The 20,249-nt window shown below is 59.0% G+C and carries 19 protein-coding genes; 8 read left to right on the top strand and 11 right to left on the bottom strand.

What is annotated here, in order from left to right; translation table 11 throughout:
- The first annotated feature begins 8 nt into the window (after positions 1 to 8).
- Both hisF and ACNYC6_RS11915 read left to right on the top strand, forming a co-directional pair.
- Positions 9 to 779, top strand: a complete 771-nt coding sequence (gene hisF, locus ACNYC6_RS11920; RefSeq protein ID WP_007897430.1) for an imidazole glycerol phosphate synthase subunit HisF — start codon at positions 9 to 11, stop codon at positions 777 to 779.
- 78 nt (positions 780 to 857) lie between these two features.
- On the top strand, positions 858 to 1,613 hold the full coding sequence (locus tag ACNYC6_RS11915) for a substrate-binding periplasmic protein (RefSeq protein ID WP_419712457.1): 756 nt from the start codon (positions 858 to 860) through the stop codon (positions 1,611 to 1,613).
- A gap of 68 nt (positions 1,614 to 1,681) precedes the next feature.
- Here ACNYC6_RS11915 and ACNYC6_RS11910 read toward each other — a convergent pair whose 3' ends face one another.
- From ACNYC6_RS11910 to gpmI, 5 genes are all read right to left on the bottom strand, one after another.
- A complete protein-coding gene (locus tag ACNYC6_RS11910) occupies positions 1,682 to 2,458 on the bottom strand; it encodes a divergent polysaccharide deacetylase family protein (protein WP_419712456.1) in 777 nt (258 codons plus the stop codon).
- 1 nt (position 2,459) lies between these two features.
- Positions 2,460 to 3,779, bottom strand: a complete 1,320-nt coding sequence (locus ACNYC6_RS11905; RefSeq protein WP_419712455.1) for a S41 family peptidase — start codon at positions 3,777 to 3,779, stop codon at positions 2,460 to 2,462.
- 31 nt (positions 3,780 to 3,810) lie between these two features.
- Positions 3,811 to 5,103, bottom strand: coding sequence for a murein hydrolase activator EnvC family protein (locus ACNYC6_RS11900; RefSeq protein ID WP_419712454.1), 1,293 nt, complete (start codon positions 5,101 to 5,103; stop codon positions 3,811 to 3,813).
- Between the two features lie 166 nt (positions 5,104 to 5,269).
- A complete protein-coding gene (locus tag ACNYC6_RS11895; RefSeq protein WP_419708264.1) occupies positions 5,270 to 6,217 on the bottom strand; it encodes an IS110 family transposase in 948 nt (315 codons plus the stop codon).
- A gap of 315 nt (positions 6,218 to 6,532) precedes the next feature.
- Positions 6,533 to 8,062, bottom strand: coding sequence for a 2,3-bisphosphoglycerate-independent phosphoglycerate mutase (gpmI, locus tag ACNYC6_RS11890; protein ID WP_419712453.1), 1,530 nt, complete (start codon positions 8,060 to 8,062; stop codon positions 6,533 to 6,535).
- A gap of 154 nt (positions 8,063 to 8,216) precedes the next feature.
- Here gpmI and ACNYC6_RS11885 point away from each other — a divergent pair, with 154 nt between their 5' ends.
- The 3 genes from ACNYC6_RS11885 to secB are packed head-to-tail and all read left to right on the top strand — an operon-like array spanning position 8,217 to position 9,414.
- The gene (locus ACNYC6_RS11885; protein WP_419712452.1) at positions 8,217 to 8,630 is read left to right on the top strand and encodes a rhodanese-like domain-containing protein; all 414 of its coding nucleotides are present in this window, start codon (positions 8,217 to 8,219) and stop codon (positions 8,628 to 8,630) included.
- A gap of 1 nt (position 8,631) precedes the next feature.
- On the top strand, positions 8,632 to 8,886 hold the full coding sequence (gene grxC, locus ACNYC6_RS11880) for a glutaredoxin 3 (RefSeq protein ID WP_008058538.1): 255 nt from the start codon (positions 8,632 to 8,634) through the stop codon (positions 8,884 to 8,886).
- Between the two features lie 42 nt (positions 8,887 to 8,928).
- The gene (gene secB / locus ACNYC6_RS11875; protein ID WP_034148553.1) at positions 8,929 to 9,414 is read left to right on the top strand and encodes a protein-export chaperone SecB; all 486 of its coding nucleotides are present in this window, start codon (positions 8,929 to 8,931) and stop codon (positions 9,412 to 9,414) included.
- Between the two features lie 85 nt (positions 9,415 to 9,499).
- On the opposite strand, the gene ACNYC6_RS11870 is transcribed toward secB, so the two are convergent.
- The gene (locus tag ACNYC6_RS11870) at positions 9,500 to 9,955 is read right to left on the bottom strand and encodes a tRNA (cytidine(34)-2'-O)-methyltransferase (RefSeq protein ID WP_419712451.1); all 456 of its coding nucleotides are present in this window, start codon (positions 9,953 to 9,955) and stop codon (positions 9,500 to 9,502) included.
- Here ACNYC6_RS11870 and ACNYC6_RS11865 point away from each other — a divergent pair.
- Entirely contained in the window at positions 9,954 to 10,394 is a 441-nt protein-coding gene (locus ACNYC6_RS11865; RefSeq protein ID WP_419712450.1) for a hypothetical protein, read from the top strand. The two genes, ACNYC6_RS11870 and ACNYC6_RS11865, sit on opposite strands and share 2 nt — an antisense overlap.
- Before the next feature lie 614 nt (positions 10,395 to 11,008).
- On the opposite strand, the gene ntrC is transcribed toward ACNYC6_RS11865, so the two are convergent.
- The 5 genes from ntrC to glnA form a co-directional block, all read right to left on the bottom strand.
- On the bottom strand, positions 11,009 to 12,445 hold the full coding sequence (ntrC, locus tag ACNYC6_RS11860) for a nitrogen regulation protein NR(I) (RefSeq protein WP_137804065.1): 1,437 nt from the start codon (positions 12,443 to 12,445) through the stop codon (positions 11,009 to 11,011).
- Complete coding sequence (glnL, locus tag ACNYC6_RS11855; RefSeq protein ID WP_419712449.1) at positions 12,442 to 13,527, bottom strand: nitrogen regulation protein NR(II); 1,086 nt, start codon at positions 13,525 to 13,527, stop codon at positions 12,442 to 12,444. Before glnL ends, ntrC begins: the two co-directional genes overlap by 4 nt.
- A gap of 230 nt (positions 13,528 to 13,757) precedes the next feature.
- The gene (locus ACNYC6_RS11850) at positions 13,758 to 14,372 is read right to left on the bottom strand and encodes a DUF4124 domain-containing protein (protein ID WP_419712448.1); all 615 of its coding nucleotides are present in this window, start codon (positions 14,370 to 14,372) and stop codon (positions 13,758 to 13,760) included.
- The gene (locus ACNYC6_RS11845; RefSeq protein WP_419712447.1) at positions 14,369 to 14,878 is read right to left on the bottom strand and encodes a DUF4124 domain-containing protein; all 510 of its coding nucleotides are present in this window, start codon (positions 14,876 to 14,878) and stop codon (positions 14,369 to 14,371) included. The genes ACNYC6_RS11850 and ACNYC6_RS11845 overlap by 4 nt, the downstream gene beginning before the upstream one ends.
- 144 nt (positions 14,879 to 15,022) lie before the next feature.
- Positions 15,023 to 16,429, bottom strand: coding sequence for a type I glutamate--ammonia ligase (glnA, locus tag ACNYC6_RS11840; protein ID WP_056852215.1), 1,407 nt, complete (start codon positions 16,427 to 16,429; stop codon positions 15,023 to 15,025).
- 331 nt (positions 16,430 to 16,760) lie between these two features.
- Between glnA and thiI the strand changes: the two genes are divergently transcribed.
- A complete protein-coding gene (gene thiI / locus ACNYC6_RS11835) occupies positions 16,761 to 18,215 on the top strand; it encodes a tRNA uracil 4-sulfurtransferase ThiI (RefSeq protein ID WP_419712446.1) in 1,455 nt (484 codons plus the stop codon).
- 139 nt (positions 18,216 to 18,354) lie between these two features.
- On the top strand, positions 18,355 to 20,175 hold the full coding sequence (gene typA, locus ACNYC6_RS11830; RefSeq protein ID WP_090465730.1) for a translational GTPase TypA: 1,821 nt from the start codon (positions 18,355 to 18,357) through the stop codon (positions 20,173 to 20,175).
- The last annotated feature ends 74 nt before the right edge of the window (positions 20,176 to 20,249 follow it).

Genomic DNA, 20,249 nt, shown 5'->3' with positions numbered 1-20,249 from the left:
GACTGACCATGGCGCTGGCCAAACGCATCATCCCTTGCCTGGACGTGGACAACGGCCGGGTGGTCAAGGGTGTGAAATTCGAAAACATCCGCGACGCCGGTGACCCGGTGGAAATCGCCCGTCGCTACGACGAGCAGGGTGCCGACGAGATTACCTTTCTCGACATCACCGCCAGCGTCGACGGTCGCGACACCACGCTGCATACCGTCGAGCGCATGGCCAGCCAGGTATTCATCCCGCTGACCGTGGGCGGTGGCGTGCGCACCGTGCAAGACATCCGCAACCTGCTCAATGCAGGTGCGGACAAGGTGTCAATCAACACTGCCGCGGTGTTTAACCCGGAGTTCGTCGGCGAAGCGGCGCAGCATTTCGGCTCGCAGTGCATCGTCGTTGCCATCGACGCGAAGAAAGTTTCCGGTCCGGGCGAAACCCCGCGCTGGGAGATCTTCACCCACGGCGGCCGCAAGCCGACCGGCCTCGACGCTGTCGAGTGGGCGAAGAAGATGGAAGGCCTGGGTGCCGGTGAAATCCTGCTGACCAGCATGGATCAGGACGGCATGAAAAACGGCTTCGACCTCGGTGTCACCCGCGCCATCAGCGATGCGCTAGGTATTCCGGTGATCGCGTCGGGTGGCGTCGGCAACCTGCAACACTTGGCCGACGGTATTCTCGAAGGTCACGCCAGTGCGGTGTTGGCGGCGAGTATTTTCCACTTCGGCGAATACACCGTGCAGGAAGCCAAAGCCTATATGGCCCATCGCGGAATCGTGATGCGTTAAACAAACCGATACAGGCCAGTGGACATCATGGCGGGCTCAGGGCACTCTTGGGTACGCCATGGATTTCGGTAGCCAGACATGCTTAAACGCCTTCTTCTTGCCTTTGCCAGCGCTTCTCTGTTGTTCGTCAGCGCAGCGCATGCCGCAGACCGTCCCGACACCGACATGGTGTTGCTGACGGAAAACTTCCCACCGTACAACATGGCCAAGAACGGCAAGAACTTTGCCCAGGGCGAGAACATCGATGGCATCGCCACCGACATCGTCCGCGAAATCTTCAAGCGTGCCGACATTACCTACAGCCTGACGTTGCGCTTCCCCTGGGAGCGCGTCTACAAACTCGCCCTGGAAAACCCCGGTTACGGTGCCTTCGTGATGGCGCGTTTGCCGGATCGCGAGCGGTTGTTCAAGTGGGTCGGGCCGATCGGTCCGGACGACTGGATCATGCTGGCCAAGGCTGACAGCAAAATCACCCTCGAAACCCTGGATGACGCGCGAAAATACAAGATCGGCGCGTACAAGGGCGACGCGATTGCCACGACGCTGGCCAAGCAAGGCTTGAAGCCGGTGGTGGTGCTGCGCGATCAGGACAACGCGAAGAAACTGGTCAACGGCCAGATCGATTTGTGGGCCACTGGCGATCCGGCCGGTCGCTATCTGGCGCGTCAGGAAGGTGTGAGCGGGCTCAAGACGGTGTTGCGCTTCAATAGCGCCGAGCTTTACCTGGCACTGAACAAAGACGTGCCGGACGAAACCGTCGCCAAGCTGCAGTCGGCGCTGGATCAGCTGCGCAAGGAAGGCGTGGTGGATAACATCATGGCGAAGTATCTCTAGAGCCTTTTAAAAGATCGCCGCTACAGGATGTACACCATTCCAATGAGCTGCCGAAGGCTGCGATCTTTTTAGCGGTAAACCCCATCCTTGCCGTGCGCCGCTGTCGCCCGATTGCTGCGCACACTGATCATCTGTTTGATATCAATCCACTCAATCCCTTGAGCCTTCAGCTTTGGCAACTCGCGCTCCAGCACCGCCAGGGTCTGTGGGTACGGATGCCCGATCATCACCGCTGAACCCTGTTTGTGCGCCAGGTTTATCGCCGTCTGTAGCTGCGTGAAGATGGCCGCTTCAGTGCGCTCGTCGTCGAGAAACACATCCCGCGAAACACTCGCCAGATCGATCTTCTGCGCTTGCTGCGCGGCCACGGTCTGCGCGCTGGTGCGGCTGTCGACGAAGAACTTGTGGCGACGCTGCAAGTCCGCCATCAACCATGCCATGGCGGCGGGTTGCGCGGTCATGCGGCTGCCCATGTGGTTGTTGATGCCGGCGGTGTAGGGGACCATCTTGAACGCGGCGTTGAGGCGTTTCTCAAGCTCTTCGATGGGCAGCTCGGGATGCCAGGCGAACGGCCCGGTGGCCGGGTCCATTGGCATGTGGAGGATGACGATCTTGCCGGCGCGATGGGCTTCGCGGGCAAACTCGGTGGCGTGGGGTGTGTCGGGCATGATCGCCGTGGTCACCGGCCCGGGCAGGGCCAGCACGCGGCGATCCCGGGGCAGGCTTTGCCCCAGGTCGTCGATGATCAAGCTCAGGTACGCTTTGTGTGGCGCCGTAGCAGCGGGGGTGGCGTGAGCAACACCCGCCAGACAGCACAACAGAGCCAAGGCTAACCGCAGAAACATCTCAGCGGCCGGACGTGATGCTCAGCCCTTTGAGCAGGCTCAGGGCCTGGGCCAACTGGTAATCGTCGTCCTGCGGCATCGGCTTGGCTTTGCCGCCGGAGCTGCTTGGCTTGTCGGCGCCGCCGTTGCCATTGCCCAGGTGACCTTGCAGGTCCGCTTCCTTGAAGTAATCGCTGTCCTGCTCGCTGGTGATCTTGGCCTTGCGCACTTCGATGTCCGGCACGATGCCCTGAGCCTGGATCGAGCGGCCGTTCGGCGTGTAGTACAGCGCAGTGGTGATCTTCAGGGCGCGGTCGTTGTTCAGCGGCAGCACGGTTTGCACCGAGCCTTTGCCGAAACTTGGCGTCCCCATGATCACTGCACGCTTCTGATCCTGCAGGGCGCCGGCGACAATTTCCGAAGCCGAGGCGCTGCCGCCGTTGATCAGCGCGACCATTGGCACAGCTTCGCTTTCGTCTTTGCCGGTGGCGGAGAAGCGCAGTTCGGAGTTGGCGATCCGGCCCTTGGTGTAGACGATCAGGCCTTTGGTGATGAAGTGGTCGACCACTTCCACCGCTGCCTGCAACACGCCACCCGGGTTGTTGCGCAGGTCGAGAATGATACCTTTGAGCTTCTTGCCGTTGTCCTTGCGCAGCTTGGCCAGCGCCTTGGAAACCTCTTCGCCGGTCTTGACCTGGAACTGGGTGATGCGGATGTAACCGTAGCCAGACTCCAGCAACTGGCTCTTCACGCTCTTCACTTGAATGATGGCGCGGGCCAGGGTTACGTCGAATGGCGTGCCGCCGTCGCGCACCAGGGTCAGGGTGATTTTTTCACCGATCTTGCCGCGCATCTTGTCCACGGCTTCGGTCATGCTCTGGCCGCGAGTCGGCTGGCCGTTGATCTTGACGATGAAGTCGCCCGCCTGAATGCCCGCCTTGGAGGCCGGGGTGTCATCGATTGGCGAGACTACCTTGATGAAGCCGTCTTCGGCGCCGACTTCGATGCCCAGGCCGCCGAACTCGCCGCTGGTGCTTTCCTGCAATTCAGCGAAGTCTTCAGGCCCCAGGTAAGCGGAGTGCGGGTCAAGGTTGCTGAGCATGCCCTTGATCGCGTTTTCCAGCAGGGTCTTGTCGTCTACCGGTTCGACATAGGCAGCCTTGATCCGGTCCATGACCTCGGCAAAGGTGCGCAACTCTTCCAACGGCAATGGCGCCTTGGTGGTCGCAGCAGTGCCCGCAGGCGCGACCGCCGGGGCCGGTTGAGCGGCAAACGCCAGAGGCGCGCCGATCACCAGGGCGATCGTCAGGGCCAGCGAGGTAAGGCGGGACAAATGCAGCATGTCGAACGAACTCCTGAATTAGGCAGCGCGCTTATCCTTGCGCGCGACACCATTGTGCCGGGTCACTCGGGTGACCCTGCTGACGAATCGCGAAATACAAGGCCGGCGTGTCCTGTCCGCCACTGTTACCGACAGTGGAGATGGACTCGCCGGCTTTTACCACGTCACCCGCAGACTTGAGCAGCGTCTGGTTGTGACCATATAGACTCAAAAAACCGTTGCCGTGGTCGAGAATCACCAGCAAGCCGGCGCCGCGCAACCAGTCGGCGAACACCACGCGGCCGCCATGCACCGCATGCACTGCGCTGCCGGCCGACGCGCTGATCATCACACCGTCCCACTTGGTCCGGGCATCGTCGCCACGGCTTTCACCGAAGCGTGCCAGCAGTCGACCATCGACTGGCCATGGAAGTTTGCCGCGAGTTGACGCAAACGGGCCGCCGAAGGTTTCGCCGGAGCTGGAAACCAGTGCGCCAGGTGTTGATTTAACCGGTTTGCGTGGGGCGTCAGTCTCATCTGCTTGAGCCTGGGCCTCACGTAAACGCTTTTTTTCGGCTTCCTGCTGGGCAATCAGCGCTTTCTGTCGCGCTTCTTCTGCCTCACGAGCCTGGCGGGCCAGGGTTTCCTCAATGGTTTTAAGGACTTTAGACAGGTCTGCCTGATCCTGCTCGCGAGCTGCCAGTTTCTGGTCGCGGGCCTTCACGTCGTCACTGAGCTTGGCCAGGACTTGCTGGCGTTCCTGACGGACTTTGTCGAGTTCGTCGCGCTGGGTGTCGAGGCTGCTTTTCTGTACCAGCAACTGCGCCTGCTGCAAGCCGATGTCTTTTTCGACATTGGCCAGTTGGCGCAGGGTTTCGTTGAAATTCTTCAGCTGCTCCAGGCGGGCCTGGCTCAGGTAGTCGTAATAGGTGAGGGTGCGGGCGAACTTCTCGGGATTCTGCTGGTTGAGCAGCAGCTTCAGGTATTCCTGACGGCCGTTCTGGTAGGCCGCCCGGGCCTGGATGGCGATCAGTCGTTGCTGTTCAGTGCGCGCGCTCTGGAGTTTTTTTTTCTCCGCATCGAGACGCTGCAGCTCGGTTTCGCTCTTCTTCAGCTCTTTTTGCAGGGCTTCGACCTGCTTCTCGAGCTTGCCCATTTCGGTCTCGGTGCCCTTGAGCTCTTTTTGAATGCCGGATTTTTCTTCCTGCAACTTGCCCAGCAGTTTCTTCAGCTCGGCAATGTCCTGACGCGTGGCGTCCAACTGTTGTTGGGTTTGCGCGCGCTCGTCAGCGAAGGCCGGTTGGAGCAGGCAAGTCAGAGCAAGGGCTATCAGGACGCGAAGCATAGAGGCGGGCGACACCAGGGAAAGGGACGGCCTAGTATGCCCGCCCCACGCTGCAAAAAAAACGCCCAATTGGGACTGTGTGATAACTGGAGCAATCGACAGGGTGAATACCCTTTTGAAAACTCCATAAACCACTGTGGGAGATTCTATGGTTGAGGGGAAGCCTTCAACCTGCTTTCGGTTGGTATTCACCTTGCCCTTTCAGCAGTGCAAATACGATCCGGGCAAGTTTACGGGCCAAGATCACCAGTGCCTGCGTAGTACTGAACCCTTTAGCTCTTTGTTCTTGGTAAAAACCTTTCCAGGCGGCTGTGCGGCTGGCCGACATGGCAGCGTTGTGCAAAAGCCGACGCGCCTCCGGATCGCCGCGCTTGGTCAGGCTGCGGCGACCGTCTTTTTGTCCTGACTGCGATACCCGCAAATCCATCCCCAAAAACGCGATGAAGGCATCTGCATTTCTGAAATCGCCTCGCTGAAAAGCCGCGATCAAGCGGGCACCAGTCAGAAAGCCGATACCTTCGACTTTCATGCAACGCTTCAACTGGGCAAGCAAGCCGGCTTCTTTCAGGCGGTCGTTGATCATTTTCTCGACCAGCCCTTCAAGCCTCTGCATGGAGGCCACTTGCTCGGCAAAAGCGGCTTTGAGCAGCGGTTCATTTGTCCAGCTCTGCACCAAGCCAACCCGCGCCTGAACCAGCGCCGCGCGCCGGCGGAAAAGGCTCAAGAGGCAGCGGTACAACGGCGATGGCGGAATCCATGGATGAAGCTCTTCATACTCGTTCTTCAGATAGCGAGCGAGTAACTTTGCATCCAGCGCGTCAGTTTTGGCGCGAACTTTCACACCTTTGCGGTAATGGCTCAGTTCATAGCCACCGACCATGTAAATGGTGCAACCGGCCTCATGGGCCAGGTCGGCGAACTCCAGGTGATAGATATTGGTCGACTCAATAGCGATATCGACCGGTGCCAGCAAGGCTTTCAGCCATTTCTTGATGGCTGGCTTGTTATTGGGAAGCGTCTCAAGCAGATCCAGTTCGGCCTGATAGATCATCAACTCACTCTTGGCGACATCCACGCCCACGATTGGCTTGATAGCAGAAACCGGCATTGCCATTAAACATCCCCCGAGATATGGTTTTGAGCACTTGAAGGGCTCACCCAGAGGCGCAGGCTTGTTCCTATCGTCGGTCTAGCCAGATGCATTCTTTATCGGCGCTTGGGTGAAAGGAGGAGGGGCGAAATCTCCCACGGATCTGTACTGCGCTAACAGTCAGAATCGAGCCTTGTCCCTCCTCCTCCCTTCAAGTCCTAGCATACAAGCGAGCCTGCTCGCGATGGCATCCGATCATTCAACATAGATGTTGTCTGTCAGATTGCTATCGCGAGCAGGCTTGCTCCCACAGGGTTTTGCGGCGCTTGAACGACGGGTTTACACCAGAATCGAAGTCCCGGTCATTTCTGCCGGTTTTTCCAGGCCCAGCAGTTTCAGCATGGTTGGCGCCACATCGGCCAGCACGCCGCCTTCGCGGACCTTGAGGTCACGTTTGCCGACATAAATGAACGGCACCGGTTCGGTGGTGTGCGCGGTGTGCGCCTGGCCGGTGGATGCGTCGGACATTTGCTCGACGTTGCCGTGGTCAGCGGTGATCAGGGCTTCGCCGCCAACCTTTTCCAGTGCCTCGACGATACGACCAACGCAGGTGTCCAGGCATTCAACGGCTTTCACCGCCGCCTCGAACACGCCGCTGTGACCGACCATGTCGCCGTTGGCGTAGTTGACCACGATCACGTCGTAGCGCTGGTTTTCGATGGCGTCGACAATGCGGTCGGTGACTTCCGGCGCGCTCATTTCCGGCTGCAAGTCATAGGTGGCGACTTTCGGCGACGGGATCAGGATGCGCTCTTCGCCCGGGAACGGTTCTTCGCGGCCGCCGGAGAAGAAGAAGGTCACGTGAGCGTACTTCTCGGTTTCAGCGATGCGCAGTTGTGTCTTGCCGTTTTTCGCCAGGTAATCGCCCAGCACGTTTTCCAGGCTGCCGGCGGCGAAGGCCGAAGGCGCGGGAATGCTCGCGGCGTATTGGGTCAGCATGACGAAACCGGCCAGTTTTGGCTGACGGCTGCGCTCGAATTCCTTGAAATTGTCCTCGACGAACACGCGGGTCAGCTCGCGGGCGCGGTCGGCGCGGAAGTTCATGAATACCACGGCATCGCCGTCTTCGACTTTCACCGGCTCGCCGATGGAGGTGGCTTTGACGAATTCGTCGCTCTCGCCACGCTCATAAGCAGCTTGCAGGCCTTCCTGTGCGGTGGCGGCGTTGAACTCGCCGTTGCCGTCGACAATCAGGTTGTAGGCTTGGGATACGCGGTCCCAACGGTTGTCACGGTCCATGGCGAAGTAGCGACCGATCAGGCTGGCGATGCGACCCTTACCCAAGGCCTGGAAGGCTGTGTCCATCAACTCGATCGACGATTGCGCGCTTTTCGGCGGTGTGTCGCGGCCATCGAGGAAAGCATGCAGGTAGATTTTTTCGGCGCCACGCTTGGCGGCCAGTTCGGCCATGGCGACCAGGTGATCCTGGTGGCTGTGCACGCCGCCATCGGACAGCAGGCCCATGAAGTGCACGGCTTTGCCGGCGGCGACCGCTTTATCCACCGCGGCGCAGATGGTCGGGTTCTCGAAGAATTCGCCGTCGCGGATCGATTTGGTTACGCGAGTGAAGTCCTGATACACCACGCGGCCGGCGCCGAGGTTCATGTGGCCGACTTCGGAGTTGCCCATCTGGCCGTCCGGCAGACCGACGTCCATGCCGCTGCCCGAGATCAGGCCGTTGGGCACGGTGGCCCACAAACGGTCGAGTACGGGCTTCTTGGCCGCATAGATGGCGTTGGATTCGGGGCTTTCACTGTGACCGAAGCCGTCGAGAATCATCAGGACCAAAGGTTTAGGCGTGGTAGTCATGGAATCCACTCGTGGCTGAGGTAAAAAGAGGTAATGGAAAAAGGGAGTCGCAGTTTAAAGCGAAGTTCCTGCCACGTCACCGCCGGACGGGGTTTGGCCCACCATAGTGGCTGTGTATACTGGCCGACATTTTAACGCCCTGGAACCTCCTTCGATGGTTGCTCACCTGATTGAATTTGCCACTAACCACTACATTCTCGTCGGTATCTTCGTCGTACTGCTGGCCGCGCTGATTGCTTATCAGATGCAGGGCGGCGGCCGCAGCCTGAGCACCGGTGAACTGACCGGCCTGGTCAACAAAGACGCGGGTGTGGTGATCGATATTCGTCCGGCCAAGGACTTTGCCGCCGGCCACATTGTTGGCGCGCTGAACATTCCTCACGACAAACTGGCTGCCCGCGTCGGCGAACTGGAAAAGCACAAGGCCAAGACCATCATCCTGGTCGACGCCCTGGGCCAGACCGCCGGCACTCACGCTCGCGAGCTGGTGAAGGCCGGTTTCACCGCCGCCAAGCTGTCCGGTGGCGTTTCCAGCTGGAAAGCCGACAATCTGCCGCTGGTGAAGTGATATGAGCAACGTCGTCGTCTACTCCAGCGATTACTGCCCTTATTGCTCCCGAGCCAAGTACCTGCTCGAGAACAAAGGCGTGGCCTTCGAAGAGATCAAGGTCGATGGCAAGCCGCAGGTGCGCGCCGCTATGGCTCAGAAAGCCGGACGCACGTCCGTGCCGCAGATCTGGATCGGCAGCACCCACGTTGGCGGTTGTGATGATTTGTTTGCCCTGGAGCGCGCGGGTAAGCTCGACGCGCTGCTCAAGGCCTGAATTCCATACCCTATAAAAGCCCTAGATCAGAAAGGATCTGAGATGACTGACCAACAGAACACTGCAGCTAGCGAAGAAGAAACCGCACCGCAATTCTCCTTGCAGCGCATCTACGTACGTGACCTGTCCTTCGAAGCCCCGAAAAGCCCGGCGATCTTTCGCCAGCAGTGGGAGCCGAGCGTCGGTCTGGACCTGAACACCCGTCAAAAGGCGTTGGAAAACGACTTCCACGAAGTCGTGCTGACCCTGTCGGTTACCGTGAAGAACGGTGACGAAGTGGCGTTCATCGCCGAAGTGCAACAGGCCGGTATCTTCCTGATCAAGAACCTGGACGACGCTTCGATGAGCCACACCCTGGGCGCGTTCTGCCCGAACATCCTGTTCCCGTACGCTCGCGAAGCGCTGGACAGCCTGGTGACCCGTGGTTCGTTCCCGGCGCTGATGCTGGCTCCGGTGAACTTCGACGCGCTGTACGCGCAAGAGCTGCAACGCATGCAGGCAGCGGGCGAGACGCCGACTGTTCAATAAAAGCTTCGTTTGCTCCATGAAAAAAGCGCCTCTGAAGGCGCTTTTTTCATGGAGCAAACGAAACCTGCGAGTAGGAGCTGCAGTGTTACTTGAAGCCGTTCTGGCGCCAGGCCTCGTACACGGCCACCGCCACGGTGTTCGACAGGTTCAGGCTGCGACAACCCTCACGCATCGGCAGGCGCAGGCGCTGGTCGCCGGGAAGGGCATCGAGCACTTCGGCTGGCAGGCCACGGCTTTCCGGGCCGAACAGGAAGGCATCACCCTCCACGAAGCTCGCATCGTGGAACGGCCGCGAGCCCTTGGTGGTGAAAGCGAACACCCGCGGGTGACCGAGGCTTTCCAGGCAGCTGGCCAAGTCCGCGTGACGTTGCAGGGTGGCATACTCGTGGTAATCGAGGCCGGCCCGGCGCAGGCGCTTGTCGTCCATCTCGAAGCCTAGCGGTTCGATCAAATGCAGGTGGCAGCCACTGTTGGCGCACAGCCTGATAACGTTGCCGGTATTCGGCGGAATTTCTGGTTGGAAAAGGATGACGTGAAACATGCACGGCTCCGAAGGTAAAGATGAGCGGCATTCTACGCCGCAAGCCGACCCTCGTTCGAAACTATTCCCGCGCGTGATGATGTCGCTGGCCATTGTCGGGGTAATGGTGGGGCTGATGATCGGTCGCCTGACTACTCCTGACCCGACTGAGTTGCAACAAGTCGAGCTGACGAATGAGGGCCTGGTGGTGTGGTTCAACAACGAACCCAAGACCCACGGCGAGATTGTCGATGGCAGCGTCGCGTTGCTGTTCGAGGCTGAGGGCAAGGCGCAGCAAGGTCAGCTCAAGCTCAACGACAAGGGCGTGAACTGGCGGGTGCGTTCGAGTGATGGGGGGTTGTTGCTGACGCTGGTGGCGGCGCGGCCGCTGCAGGGAGAGTGGGCCGGTAGCGAGGTCGATGACCGCTGGCGGCTGGAGATCCATCTCCGGGAGCAATAAAAGAGGGAATCCCCGGCCTGCCTGTACCAAGGTCCCCAAAACGGAAGGGTTCGCGCATTGCGTCGTGAACCCGGTGTAAAGAGGGAATCCCCGGCCTGCCTGTACCAAGGTCCCCAAAACGGAAGGGTTCGCGCATTGCGTCGTGAACCCGGTGTAAAGAGGGAATCCCCGGCCTGCCTGTACCAAGGACCCCAAAACTGGGTGGGCTCGTCGCAAGTGCGGTGTGAGCCCGGTGTAAAGAGGGGAATCCCCGGCCTGCCTGTACCAAGGTCCCCGAAACTGGGTAGTGAACTGAATCACTGTTGAGACTATTGCAGGGGGCGTGCCAGTTTTTAACAAGTTGAAACTGAAAGGCGCGTAAATACGTCGAAAGCCCCGTAATCCGGGGCTTTCGTGTTTTTTCGGTAAGGGTTCGATTGTGAACTTAAACGGGATTTCAGATCAGTTGCCGTGCGCGATTGCGGTTCACGGTGCATTCAGTCGGTGCATGAGTGTGGTTTTCGGCCAAAAAAAAGATCGCAGCCTTCGGCAGTGCCTACAGGTTTTTGAGTACGCCTGTAGGCGCTGCCGAAGGCTGCGATCTTTTCGCAAGCGACTAAATTCGAAAGCCGGATTTAGCCTTCGTCCCCCTCATCATCATCCCCGCCATCAACCTTCATCCCCAACTCCTTGATCTTGCGAGTCAGGGTATTACGGCCCCAGCCCAGCAACACGGCGGCATCGCGGCGACGCCCGGCGGTGTGCTTGAGCGCGGTTTCGATCATGATCCGCTCGAAGGTCGGCACGGCACTGTCCAGCAGGCTCGACTGACCGCGAGCCAATGCCTGGTCGGCCCACTGACGCAGCGCCTGCTCCCAGTTGGTCACCGGCGCCGAATCCTGCGGCAGGCTCAGCAGCTCGGGTGGCAGGTCGCCGATATGCACTTCGCGACCCGAAGCCATCACCGTGATCCAGCGGCAGGTGTTCTCCAGCTGACGCACGTTGCCCGGCCATGGCAGGTTTTTCAGGTACTCCTCGGTTTCGTTTTTCAGCAACTTCGGCTCGACGGCCAGCTCCTGCGCGGCACGGCTGAGGAAGTGCTTGGCCAGGGTCGGGATGTCTTCGCGACGGTCCGACAGGCGCGGAATGTGGATGCGGATCACGTTGAGGCGGTGAAACAAGTCCTCACGGAATTTCCCGGCATGCACCAGGGTTTCCAGATTCTGGTGGGTCGCGGCGATGATTCGCACATCAACCTTCACCGGAACATGACCGCCAACGCGGTAGAACTCGCCATCGGCCAGGACTCGCAGCAAGCGAGTCTGGGTGTCGGCTGGCATGTCGCCGATTTCATCGAGGAACAACGTGCCGCCATCGGCCTGTTCGAAACGTCCGCGACGCAGGTTAGCTGCGCCGGTGAACGCGCCTTTCTCGTGACCGAACAGCTCGGATTCCATCAGGTCTTTCGGGATCGCCGCCATGTTCAGCGCAATGAACGGCGACGCCGCGCGAGGGCTGTGGCGGTGCAGGGCGTGGGCCACCAGCTCTTTACCGGTGCCCGATTCGCCGTTGATCAGCACGGTGATGTTGGAGTGACTCAGACGGCCAATGGCGCGAAACACTTCCTGCATCGCCGGTGCTTCACCGATGATTTCCGGGGTGCGGGTCAGGGTCGGGGCGACTTCCAGGCCTTGTTGTTCCTGGGCGTGCTGGTTGGCGCGTTTGACCAGGGAGACGGCCTCGTCGACATCGAACGGCTTGGGCAAGTACTCGAAAGCGCCGCCCTGATAGGACGCGACAGCGCTGTCCAAATCGGAGTGCGCCGTCATGATGATCACCGGCAGCCGTGGGTGCTGTTCGCGAATCCGCGCCAGAAGGTCAAGGCCGCTGGCACCGGGCATGCGGATGTCGGAGATGATCACGTCCGGCTGCTGGCGCGCCAGGCGGCTCATCACGCCATCGGCGCTGTCGAAGCTTTGCGTGGTCATGCCTTCTTGTTGCAAGGCTTTTTCCAGGACCCAACGGATAGAACGGTCGTCATCGACGATCCACACGGTTTCACTACGGCTCATGTCGATGTGGCTCCTTGTTCCAGTGGCAGAAAGATCGAGAACGTGGTGTGGCCGGGGTGGCTGTCACACTCGATCAGGCCCTGGTGCTGGCTGATGATGTTCTGGGTAATGGCCAGGCCCAGCCCGGTACCGTCCGGACGACCGCTGACCATGGGAAAGAAAATGGTTTCCTGGAGTTCCGCAGGAATGCCCGGACCGTTGTCGATGATTTCGATCTTGGTCACCAGGCGATGGCGCACGTGGCCGATGGTGAACTGGCGCATGGCGCGGGTGCGCAGGCTGATGCGGCCCAGGCGCAGCTCGTTCTGGCTGCTGATGGCTTGCATCGCATTGCGCACGATGTTCAGGACGGCCTGGATCATTTGTTCGCGATCGATCAGCACGTCGGGAATGCTCGGGTCGTAGTCGCGCACCAAAGTGATGCAGCCCTGGCTTTCCGCTTCGACCAAGTGGCAAACACGCTCCAGCACTTCATGGACGTTGCACATGGCCAGCGACGGCAGCTTGTTGGAGCCGAGCATGCGGTCGACCAGGTTGCGCAGGCGGTCGGCCTCTTCAATGATCACGTTGGTGTAGTCGCGCAGACTTTCTTCCGGCAGTTCACGGGCCAGCAACTGCGCCGCGCCGCGAATGCCGCCCAGCGGATTCTTGATTTCGTGGGCGAGGCCGCGCACCAGCATCTTGCTGGTTTCCTGTTTCGAGAGCTGCGCTTCTTCCTTGGTGATTCGCAGCAAGCGATCCCGGGGATGGACTTCAAGCAGCAACAGCGTTTCGCCATTACTGAGGATCGGCGTGACCGCGTAATCGACCGTCAGGGTCTGGCCGGTGAGCGCGGTGAGCATCGCTTCGCGCTTGGTAAACGGATGCGCCTGCTGGACTGCCTGGCGCAAGGAGTTCAGCGCCTCGGTGGATTCGGTGAACAACTCGCTGATGAACTGCCCATGGCTGCGCTGGCCGCTGATAGCCAGGAGCATCTCCGCCGCCGGGTTCATGTACTCGAGGCGCAATTCGGCATCGAGCAGGATGGTCGCGGTGGTGAGGTTGTCGAGTAGCAAACGGTGGAGTGCGTCGCTAATGGTCATCGGGACCTCTTTTAGGGCGGAGCATGCGCAAGAAAAAAGCGCTGACGCGAGGAAAATGCAAAAACCAAACCAAGGCTCCGAAAAGAAGCGTTGAACCCCTGAAACGGGCGTTTGACGCTCGATTGCGTGGCGCTCTTTCAGCTTTCGCGGGTACTTTCGAACCAAAATGGGATGCGATCGGCTCGCGGTGCAACCAACTGCACCAATATAGTGCTCAAAGCTGAATGAGGTTAGAAGAACCGCAGGAACGGATTTTTTTCTACGGCGGGTTTATCGCTGGGCGGGCATTCCGGCCGTTGGCCGTAGTCGTCGAGGGTGCAGGGTTTGACCTTGCGTTTTTGGGCGAGGGACATGCGTTGCATGTGGAATGGTTGATTGGCGGTGCGTTCGACGGTTCGGCCGTGCTCGTCGAGGATCTCCACGGACAATTGATGGGTGCCACGGTTGATGTTGCTCAGCGCAAATACCGGACTCGGTCCTGGCTCGGCGGTGGGTTGGCCATCAAGCAGCAATCGATAGCGATGACCTCGCTGCAAGCCCGGTTCGCTGGTGACGCTGACGATGATTTCGCCGGCGGTGCTGCGCACGGTGGCGTCAGGCTCGGGTACCAGAATGCGCAGCATGTCGTAGTGGAACCGTGGTTTTTTCGCTGTCTTCTTTGTGGCAATCGCCGCTGACGTGCCGGGGGCGGTCATTCGATTGCCGGTTGCCAGCGGCACTCGCTTGGCGTTGCCGATACCGGGTTGATCCGTGAAAACCCGATTGCCCTGTGCATCAACGTAAGTAAAGACCTCCGCCGATGCGGGCAAGACGAACAGGCAGGCGATCAGCAGCCAACACTTCAAGGCTTGTGCACCCGTTGCACGGTAAAGGTCACGCTGGGGCTCTGCTGGACCACGGTTTCGCCGTCGATCACCTGCACGGCGAGGCTATGCATGCCGCGGTCGACGTTTACCAGTTGCAGGATCGGAACATTACTCGGCTGACCGTAGGGTTGCTCGTCCAGCATCAGTCTGAGCAGATGGGGCCCTTGCAGGCGCGGTTTGATCAGCACGTTGACGGTGAAGGTGCCGTTGTTGGCGCGCAGGGCTTCGGTGGTGGGCAGGCCGGTCAGTTCCAGTACCTCGTAGGCGTTCTGGGGTTGTTCGTCCGCATGGGTTTTTGTGGTTGCTGGTGGAGGGGTTTGCGGCTCCACGCTGTTGAGTGGTGGCAACTCGACCGCTTGGGCCTTCACGCCATCCGGCGGTTGATTGCTGTACGCGGTGTTGCCATTGGCGTCCGTGTACTTGTAGATCTGCGCTGCGGCGGGCAGGGCGATCATCACCAGGATGAAGAGAAAAGCACGACCCATAAAATCAACCGCAAACGAAAGCATTGGGTTGCAGCATAGGTCAGGGGCGGCGGTTGGCCCAGCTTGTTCATATTTGTAGACATAAAAAAGGCCTCCACAAGGGAGGCCTCTTTTTGTCACGCCGCTTGCGCAGGCGCTACCGGATTAGCAGCTGTAGTACAGCTCGTATTCCAGTGGGTGTACGAAGGTACGTACCTTGATTTCTTCTTCGCTTTTCAGAGCGATGTAAGCGTCGATGAAGTCGTCGGAGAACACGCCGCCTTTGGTCAGGAACGCACGACCTTTGTCCAGTTCTTCCAGGGCTTCTTTCAGGCTGCCGCAAACTTGTGGGATCTCTTTCGCCTCTTCAGGCGGCAGGTCGTACAGGTTTTTGTCAGCGGCGTCGCCAGGGTGGATCTTGTTCTGGATGCCGTCCAGGCCAGCCATCAGCAGTGCAGCGAAAGCCAGGTATGGGTTGGCTGCTGGATCCGGGAAGCGTGCTTCGATACGGCGGGCTTTCGGGCTCGACACGTAAGGAATGCGGATCGAAGCGGAACGGTTGCGAGCCGAGTAGGCCAGCATTACCGGTGCTTCGAAGCCTGGTACCAGACGCTTGTAGGAGTTGGTAGCCGGGTTGGTGAAGCCGTTCAGGGCCTTACCGTGCTTGATGATGCCGCCGATGAAGTACAGGGCGGTGTCGGACAGGCCGGCATAACCTTCGCCAGCGAAGGTGTTCTTGCCATCTTTCCAGATGGACATGTGTACGTGCATACCCGAACCGTTGTCGCCGTACAGCGGCTTAGGCATGAAAGTAGCGGTACGGCCGTAGGCGTCGGCAACGTTGTGCACAACGTACTTCAGGGTTTGGGTTTCGTCGGCTTTCTTCACCAGGGTGTTGAACTTGACGCCGATTTCGTTCTGGCCGGCAGTCGCCACTTCGTGGTGGTGAACTTCAACGGTCAGGCCCATTTCTTCCAGTGCGTTGCACATGGAGGTACGGATTTCGTGGTCGTGATCGAACGGTGGAACCGGGAAGTAGCCGCCTTTGACGCCTGGACGGTGGCCCTTGTTACCGCCTTCGATGTCCTGGTCGGACATCCACGAACCTTGTTCGGAGTAGATCTTGAACATGGAGCCGGAAATGTCGGACTTGAATTTCACCTGGTCGAAGATGAAGAACTCTGGCTCTGGACCGGCGAACACAGTGTCACCGATACCGGTGGCTTTCAGATGTTCTTCAGCGCGCTTGGCGATCGCACGTGGGTCGCGGTCGTAGCCTTGCATGCTCGAAGGTTCGATGATGTCGCAGACCAGGATCAGGGTTGGCTCTTCGGTGAACGGGTCCAGCACAGCGGTGGAATCGTCCGGCATCAGGATCATGTCGGAGGCTTCGATGCCTTTCCAGCCAGAGATGGACGAACCGTCGAACATCTTGCCGACTTCGAAGAAGTCTTCATCCAGCGCATCGCGAGCTGGCATGGTCACGTGGTGCTGAGTGCCTTTGGTGTCCGTGAAGCGCAGATCAATCCACTTGACGTCATGATCTTTGATGAGTTGAACCGACTTCGACATAGTGTCCTCCGGGTGGCTTCGGGCTTAGTAATGGATAGCCCTTGAAATGTGGGTGATGCCGGCGCGAATACTCTGCCAAGGCAACCTGCCTCACAAGGGAGCAAATTGCATGCCAGTGCCCCACCATGGGTTTTTTGCCCCAAATTCACGCTTATAAAGGTGCAAAGCGCCTTAAGGCGGAAAAAATCGCCCTACAATGTGGCGTTAAAATCGAAAAATGACCTGTTTTGGTGCGCTCAAAACCTTCTGCACATTAACTGGTTAAACCTTGAGCAATTTCCGCTATAATCCGCGCCCCCCTTTTTCGGCAGGCCCTGCGCGCGCTGTTTCCATGAAATTAATCGTAAAAGTCTTCCCCGAGATCACCATCAAGAGCCGCCCGGTACGGATGCGTTTCATCCGCCAATTGGCCAAGAACATCCGTGCCGTGCTCCGCGATCTGGACCCGGCCGTGGTGGTGAACGGCGTGTGGGACAACCTCGAGCTGGAAACCCGCGTCAGCGACCCCAAGGCCCTGAAAGAGATGGGTGAGCGCCTGAGCTGCATGCCGGGCATCGCACACTTCCTGCAAATCGACGAATACCCGCTGGGCGATTTCGACGACATCGTTGAAAAGTGCAAGCAGCACTACGGCGATGCGCTGGCCGGGAAGATTTTCTCGGTGCGTTGCAAGCGCGCCGGCAAGCACCCATTTAGCTCTATAGATATCGAGAAATATGTCGGCAGCCAGTTGCGCCGTCAGTGCGGTGCCGCCGGAATCGACCTGAAAAAGCCGGAAATCGAAGTCCGGATCGAAGTTCGCGACCAACGGTTGTTTGTTATTCACAGCCAGCACAACGGCATCGGTGGTTATCCGCTGGGCGCACTGGAGCAGACGCTGGTGCTGATGTCCGGTGGTTTCGACTCCACCGTGGCGGCCTACCAGATCATGCGCCGTGGCCTGATGGCGCACTTCTGCTTCTTTAATCTGGGCGGACGTGCCCATGAACTGGGCGTCATGGAAGTCGCGCATTTCATCTGGAAGAAGTACGGCAGCTCCCAACGCGTGTTATTTGTCAGTGTGCCGTTCGAAGAAGTGCTGGGTGAAATTCTCGGCAAAGTCGATAACAGTCATATGGGCGTAGTATTGAAGCGTATGATGTTGCGCGCTTCCTCCCAAATTGCCGATCGACTGCACATTGAAGCGTTGGTGACCGGTGAGGCGATCTCCCAGGTGTCGAGCCAGACATTGCCGAACCTGAACGTGATCGACTGCGTAACCGACAAGCTGGTGTTGCGCCCGCTCATCGCCAGCCACAAGCAGGACATCATCGACCTGGCCAACGAGATCGGCACCGCCGATTTCGCCCGGCACATGCCGGAATACTGCGGCGTCATCTCGGTCAATCCGAAGACCGCAGCCAAGCGCCATCGCGTCGAGCACGAAGAGAAAGAATTCGACATGGCGGTACTCGAGCGTGCGCTCGAAAACGCCAAACTGGTGCCGATCGATCGTGTGATCGACGAATTGGGCCAGGATTTGCAAATTGAAGAAGTCAGCGAAGCGCTGGCCGGTCAGATCGTCATCGATATCCGTCACCCGGATGCCGCTGAAGACGACCCGCTGGACCTTGCTGGCATCGAGGTACAAACGATGCCGTTTTATGCTCTGAACGCTCGTTTCAAGGAACTGGACCCTACTCGCCAGTACCTGCTTTATTGCGACAAAGGCGTGATGAGTCGCCTGCATGCCCACCATTTGCTCAGTGAGGGGCATGCCAATGTGCGCGTTTATCGACCGAGCTAAGTGCCCGGGGCTGTTTGCCTGTGGCTTGCGTCACCGGCCCCCCGACGCCGCCGTCAAGCTGTAACGGCAAGGCCTGACTCTACTGTAAATCGCTGCCAAGACTTGTCAGCACACCGAATCCTCTGATCGAGATACACAAGTGATCGAAAATCTACGCAACATCGCCATCATTGCTCACGTTGACCATGGTAAAACCACCCTGGTAGACAAACTCCTGCGTCAATCCGGCACTCTGGAGCGCAACGAGCTCAACGACGAGCGCGTGATGGACTCCAACGACCAGGAAAAAGAGCGCGGTATTACCATTCTGGCGAAAAACACCGCCATCAACTGGAACGGCTACCACATCAACATCGTGGACACCCCGGGCCACGCCGACTTCGGCGGCGAAGTTGAACGCGTAATGTCGATGGTTGACTCCGTTCTGCTGCTGGTTGACGCTCAAGACGGCCCTATGCCGCAAACCCGTTTCGTGACCAAGAAGGCTTTCGAAGCCGGCCTGCGTCCGATCGTGTGCATCAACAAGGTTGACCGTCCAGGCGCGCGTCCGGACTGGGTTCTGGACCAGATCTTCGACCTGTTCGACAACCTGGGTGCCACCGAAGAACAACTGGACTTCAAAGTCGTCTACGCCTCGGCCCTGAACGGTATTGCCGGTCTGGACCACAACGAAATGGCTGAAGACATGACCCCGCTGTACCAGTCGATCGTCGACAACGTACCCGCGCCGGCTGTTGACCGTGACGGTCCGTTCCAGATGCAGATCTCCGCACTGGACTACAACAGCTTCCTGGGTGTTATCGGCGTTGGCCGTATTGCTCGTGGTCGCGTCAAGCCGAACACCCCGGTTGTTGCTATCAGCGCCGACGGCAAGAAGCGTAACGGTCGTATCCTGAAGCTGATGGGTCACCACGGTCTGCACCGTGTAGACGTTGAAGAAGCTGCAGCAGGCGACATCGTGTGCATCAGCGGTATGGACGAGTTGTTCATCTCCGACACCCTGTGCCAGCTGGATACGCCGGAAGCGATGAAGCCTCTGACCGTTGACGAGCCAACCGTTTCCATGACCTTCCAGGTAAACGACTCGCCATTCTGCGGTAAAGAAGGCAAGTTCGTGACTTCCCGTAACATCAAGGAACGTCTGGACAAAGAGCTGCTGTACAACGTTGCACTGCGCGTTGAAGAAGGCGACTCGGCTGACAAGTTCAAGGTTTCCGGCCGTGGTGAGCTGCACCTCTCGGTACTGATCGAAACCATGCGTCGCGAAGGCTTCGAAATGGCTGTAGGCCGTCCGGAAGTGATCATCCGTCTGGTTGACGGCGTGAAGCACGAACCGTACGAAAACGTCACCATCGACCTGCCGGAAGAATCCCAGGGCAAGGTGATGGAAGAGATGGGCCTGCGTAAGGGCGACCTGACCAACATGGTGCCGGATGGCAAGGGCCGTGTACGTCTGGAATACAACATCCCTGCTCGTGGTCTGATCGGTTTCCGTAACCAGTTCCTGACCCTGACCAACGGCGCTGGCATCCTGACCTCGATCTTCGACCGCTACGACGTGATGAAGTCCGGCGATATGTCCGGCCGTCAGAACGGCGTTCTGGTTTCGGTTGAAACGGGCAAGGCACTGACCTACTCCCTGGAAACCCTGCAGGCGCGTGGCAAGCTGTTCGTAGAACACGGTCAGGAAATCTACAACGGTCAGATCGTTGGTCTGAACAGCCGTGACAACGACCTGGGCGTCAACCCTACCAAGGGCAAGAAGCTCGACAACATGCGTGCTTCGGGTAAAGACGAAACCATCGCTCTGGTTCCACCTGTTCGCTTCACCCTGGAACAGGCTCTGGAATTCATCCAGGACGACGAGCTGTGCGAAGTAACGCCTAAGTCCATCCGTCTTCGCAAGAAGATCCTGGACGAAAGCGAGCGTACCCGCGCTGCCAAGAAAGCCAAGGCATAAGATTTAGCCCGGCTTAACGAAAACGCCCCCGGTCGAAAGGCCGGGGGCGTTTTTGTTTGTCTGGGATTTGTTGG

This window comes from Pseudomonas sp. NFX224 (assembly GCF_048565165.1).
Lineage (GTDB): Bacteria > Pseudomonadota > Gammaproteobacteria > Pseudomonadales > Pseudomonadaceae > Aquipseudomonas.
The sequence above is the reverse complement of the archived record's forward strand: the minus strand, read 5'-3'. Positions and strand labels throughout refer to the sequence as shown.

What these genes read in the sequence shown, in the direction of transcription:
- ntrC (WP_137804065.1), bottom strand. Translation starts at nt 12,445, where the DNA reads ATGAGCCGTAGTGAAACCGTGTGGATCGTCGATGACGACCGTTCTATC.
- ACNYC6_RS11900 (WP_419712454.1), bottom strand. Translation starts at nt 5,103, where the DNA reads ATGCTTCGCGTCCTGATAGCCCTTGCTCTGACTTGCCTGCTCCAACCG.
- glnA (WP_056852215.1), bottom strand. Translation starts at nt 16,429, where the DNA reads ATGTCGAAGTCGGTTCAACTCATCAAAGATCATGACGTCAAGTGGATT.
- ACNYC6_RS11895 (WP_419708264.1), bottom strand. Translation starts at nt 6,217, where the DNA reads ATGGCAATGCCGGTTTCTGCTATCAAGCCAATCGTGGGCGTGGATGTC.
- thiI (WP_419712446.1), top strand. Translation starts at nt 16,761, where the DNA reads ATGAAATTAATCGTAAAAGTCTTCCCCGAGATCACCATCAAGAGCCGC.
- glnL (WP_419712449.1), bottom strand. Translation starts at nt 13,527, where the DNA reads ATGACCATTAGCGACGCACTCCACCGTTTGCTACTCGACAACCTCACC.
- ACNYC6_RS11885 (WP_419712452.1), top strand. Translation starts at nt 8,217, where the DNA reads ATGGTTGCTCACCTGATTGAATTTGCCACTAACCACTACATTCTCGTC.
- secB (WP_034148553.1), top strand. Translation starts at nt 8,929, where the DNA reads ATGACTGACCAACAGAACACTGCAGCTAGCGAAGAAGAAACCGCACCG.
- ACNYC6_RS11910 (WP_419712456.1), bottom strand. Translation starts at nt 2,458, where the DNA reads ATGTTTCTGCGGTTAGCCTTGGCTCTGTTGTGCTGTCTGGCGGGTGTT.
- ACNYC6_RS11845 (WP_419712447.1), bottom strand. Translation starts at nt 14,878, where the DNA reads ATGGGTCGTGCTTTTCTCTTCATCCTGGTGATGATCGCCCTGCCCGCC.
- gpmI (WP_419712453.1), bottom strand. Translation starts at nt 8,062, where the DNA reads ATGACTACCACGCCTAAACCTTTGGTCCTGATGATTCTCGACGGCTTC.
- ACNYC6_RS11915 (WP_419712457.1), top strand. Translation starts at nt 858, where the DNA reads ATGCTTAAACGCCTTCTTCTTGCCTTTGCCAGCGCTTCTCTGTTGTTC.
- grxC (WP_008058538.1), top strand. Translation starts at nt 8,632, where the DNA reads ATGAGCAACGTCGTCGTCTACTCCAGCGATTACTGCCCTTATTGCTCC.
- ACNYC6_RS11905 (WP_419712455.1), bottom strand. Translation starts at nt 3,779, where the DNA reads ATGCTGCATTTGTCCCGCCTTACCTCGCTGGCCCTGACGATCGCCCTG.
- ACNYC6_RS11870 (WP_419712451.1), bottom strand. Translation starts at nt 9,955, where the DNA reads ATGTTTCACGTCATCCTTTTCCAACCAGAAATTCCGCCGAATACCGGC.
- ACNYC6_RS11865 (WP_419712450.1), top strand. Translation starts at nt 9,954, where the DNA reads ATGCACGGCTCCGAAGGTAAAGATGAGCGGCATTCTACGCCGCAAGCC.
- hisF (WP_007897430.1), top strand. Translation starts at nt 9, where the DNA reads ATGGCGCTGGCCAAACGCATCATCCCTTGCCTGGACGTGGACAACGGC.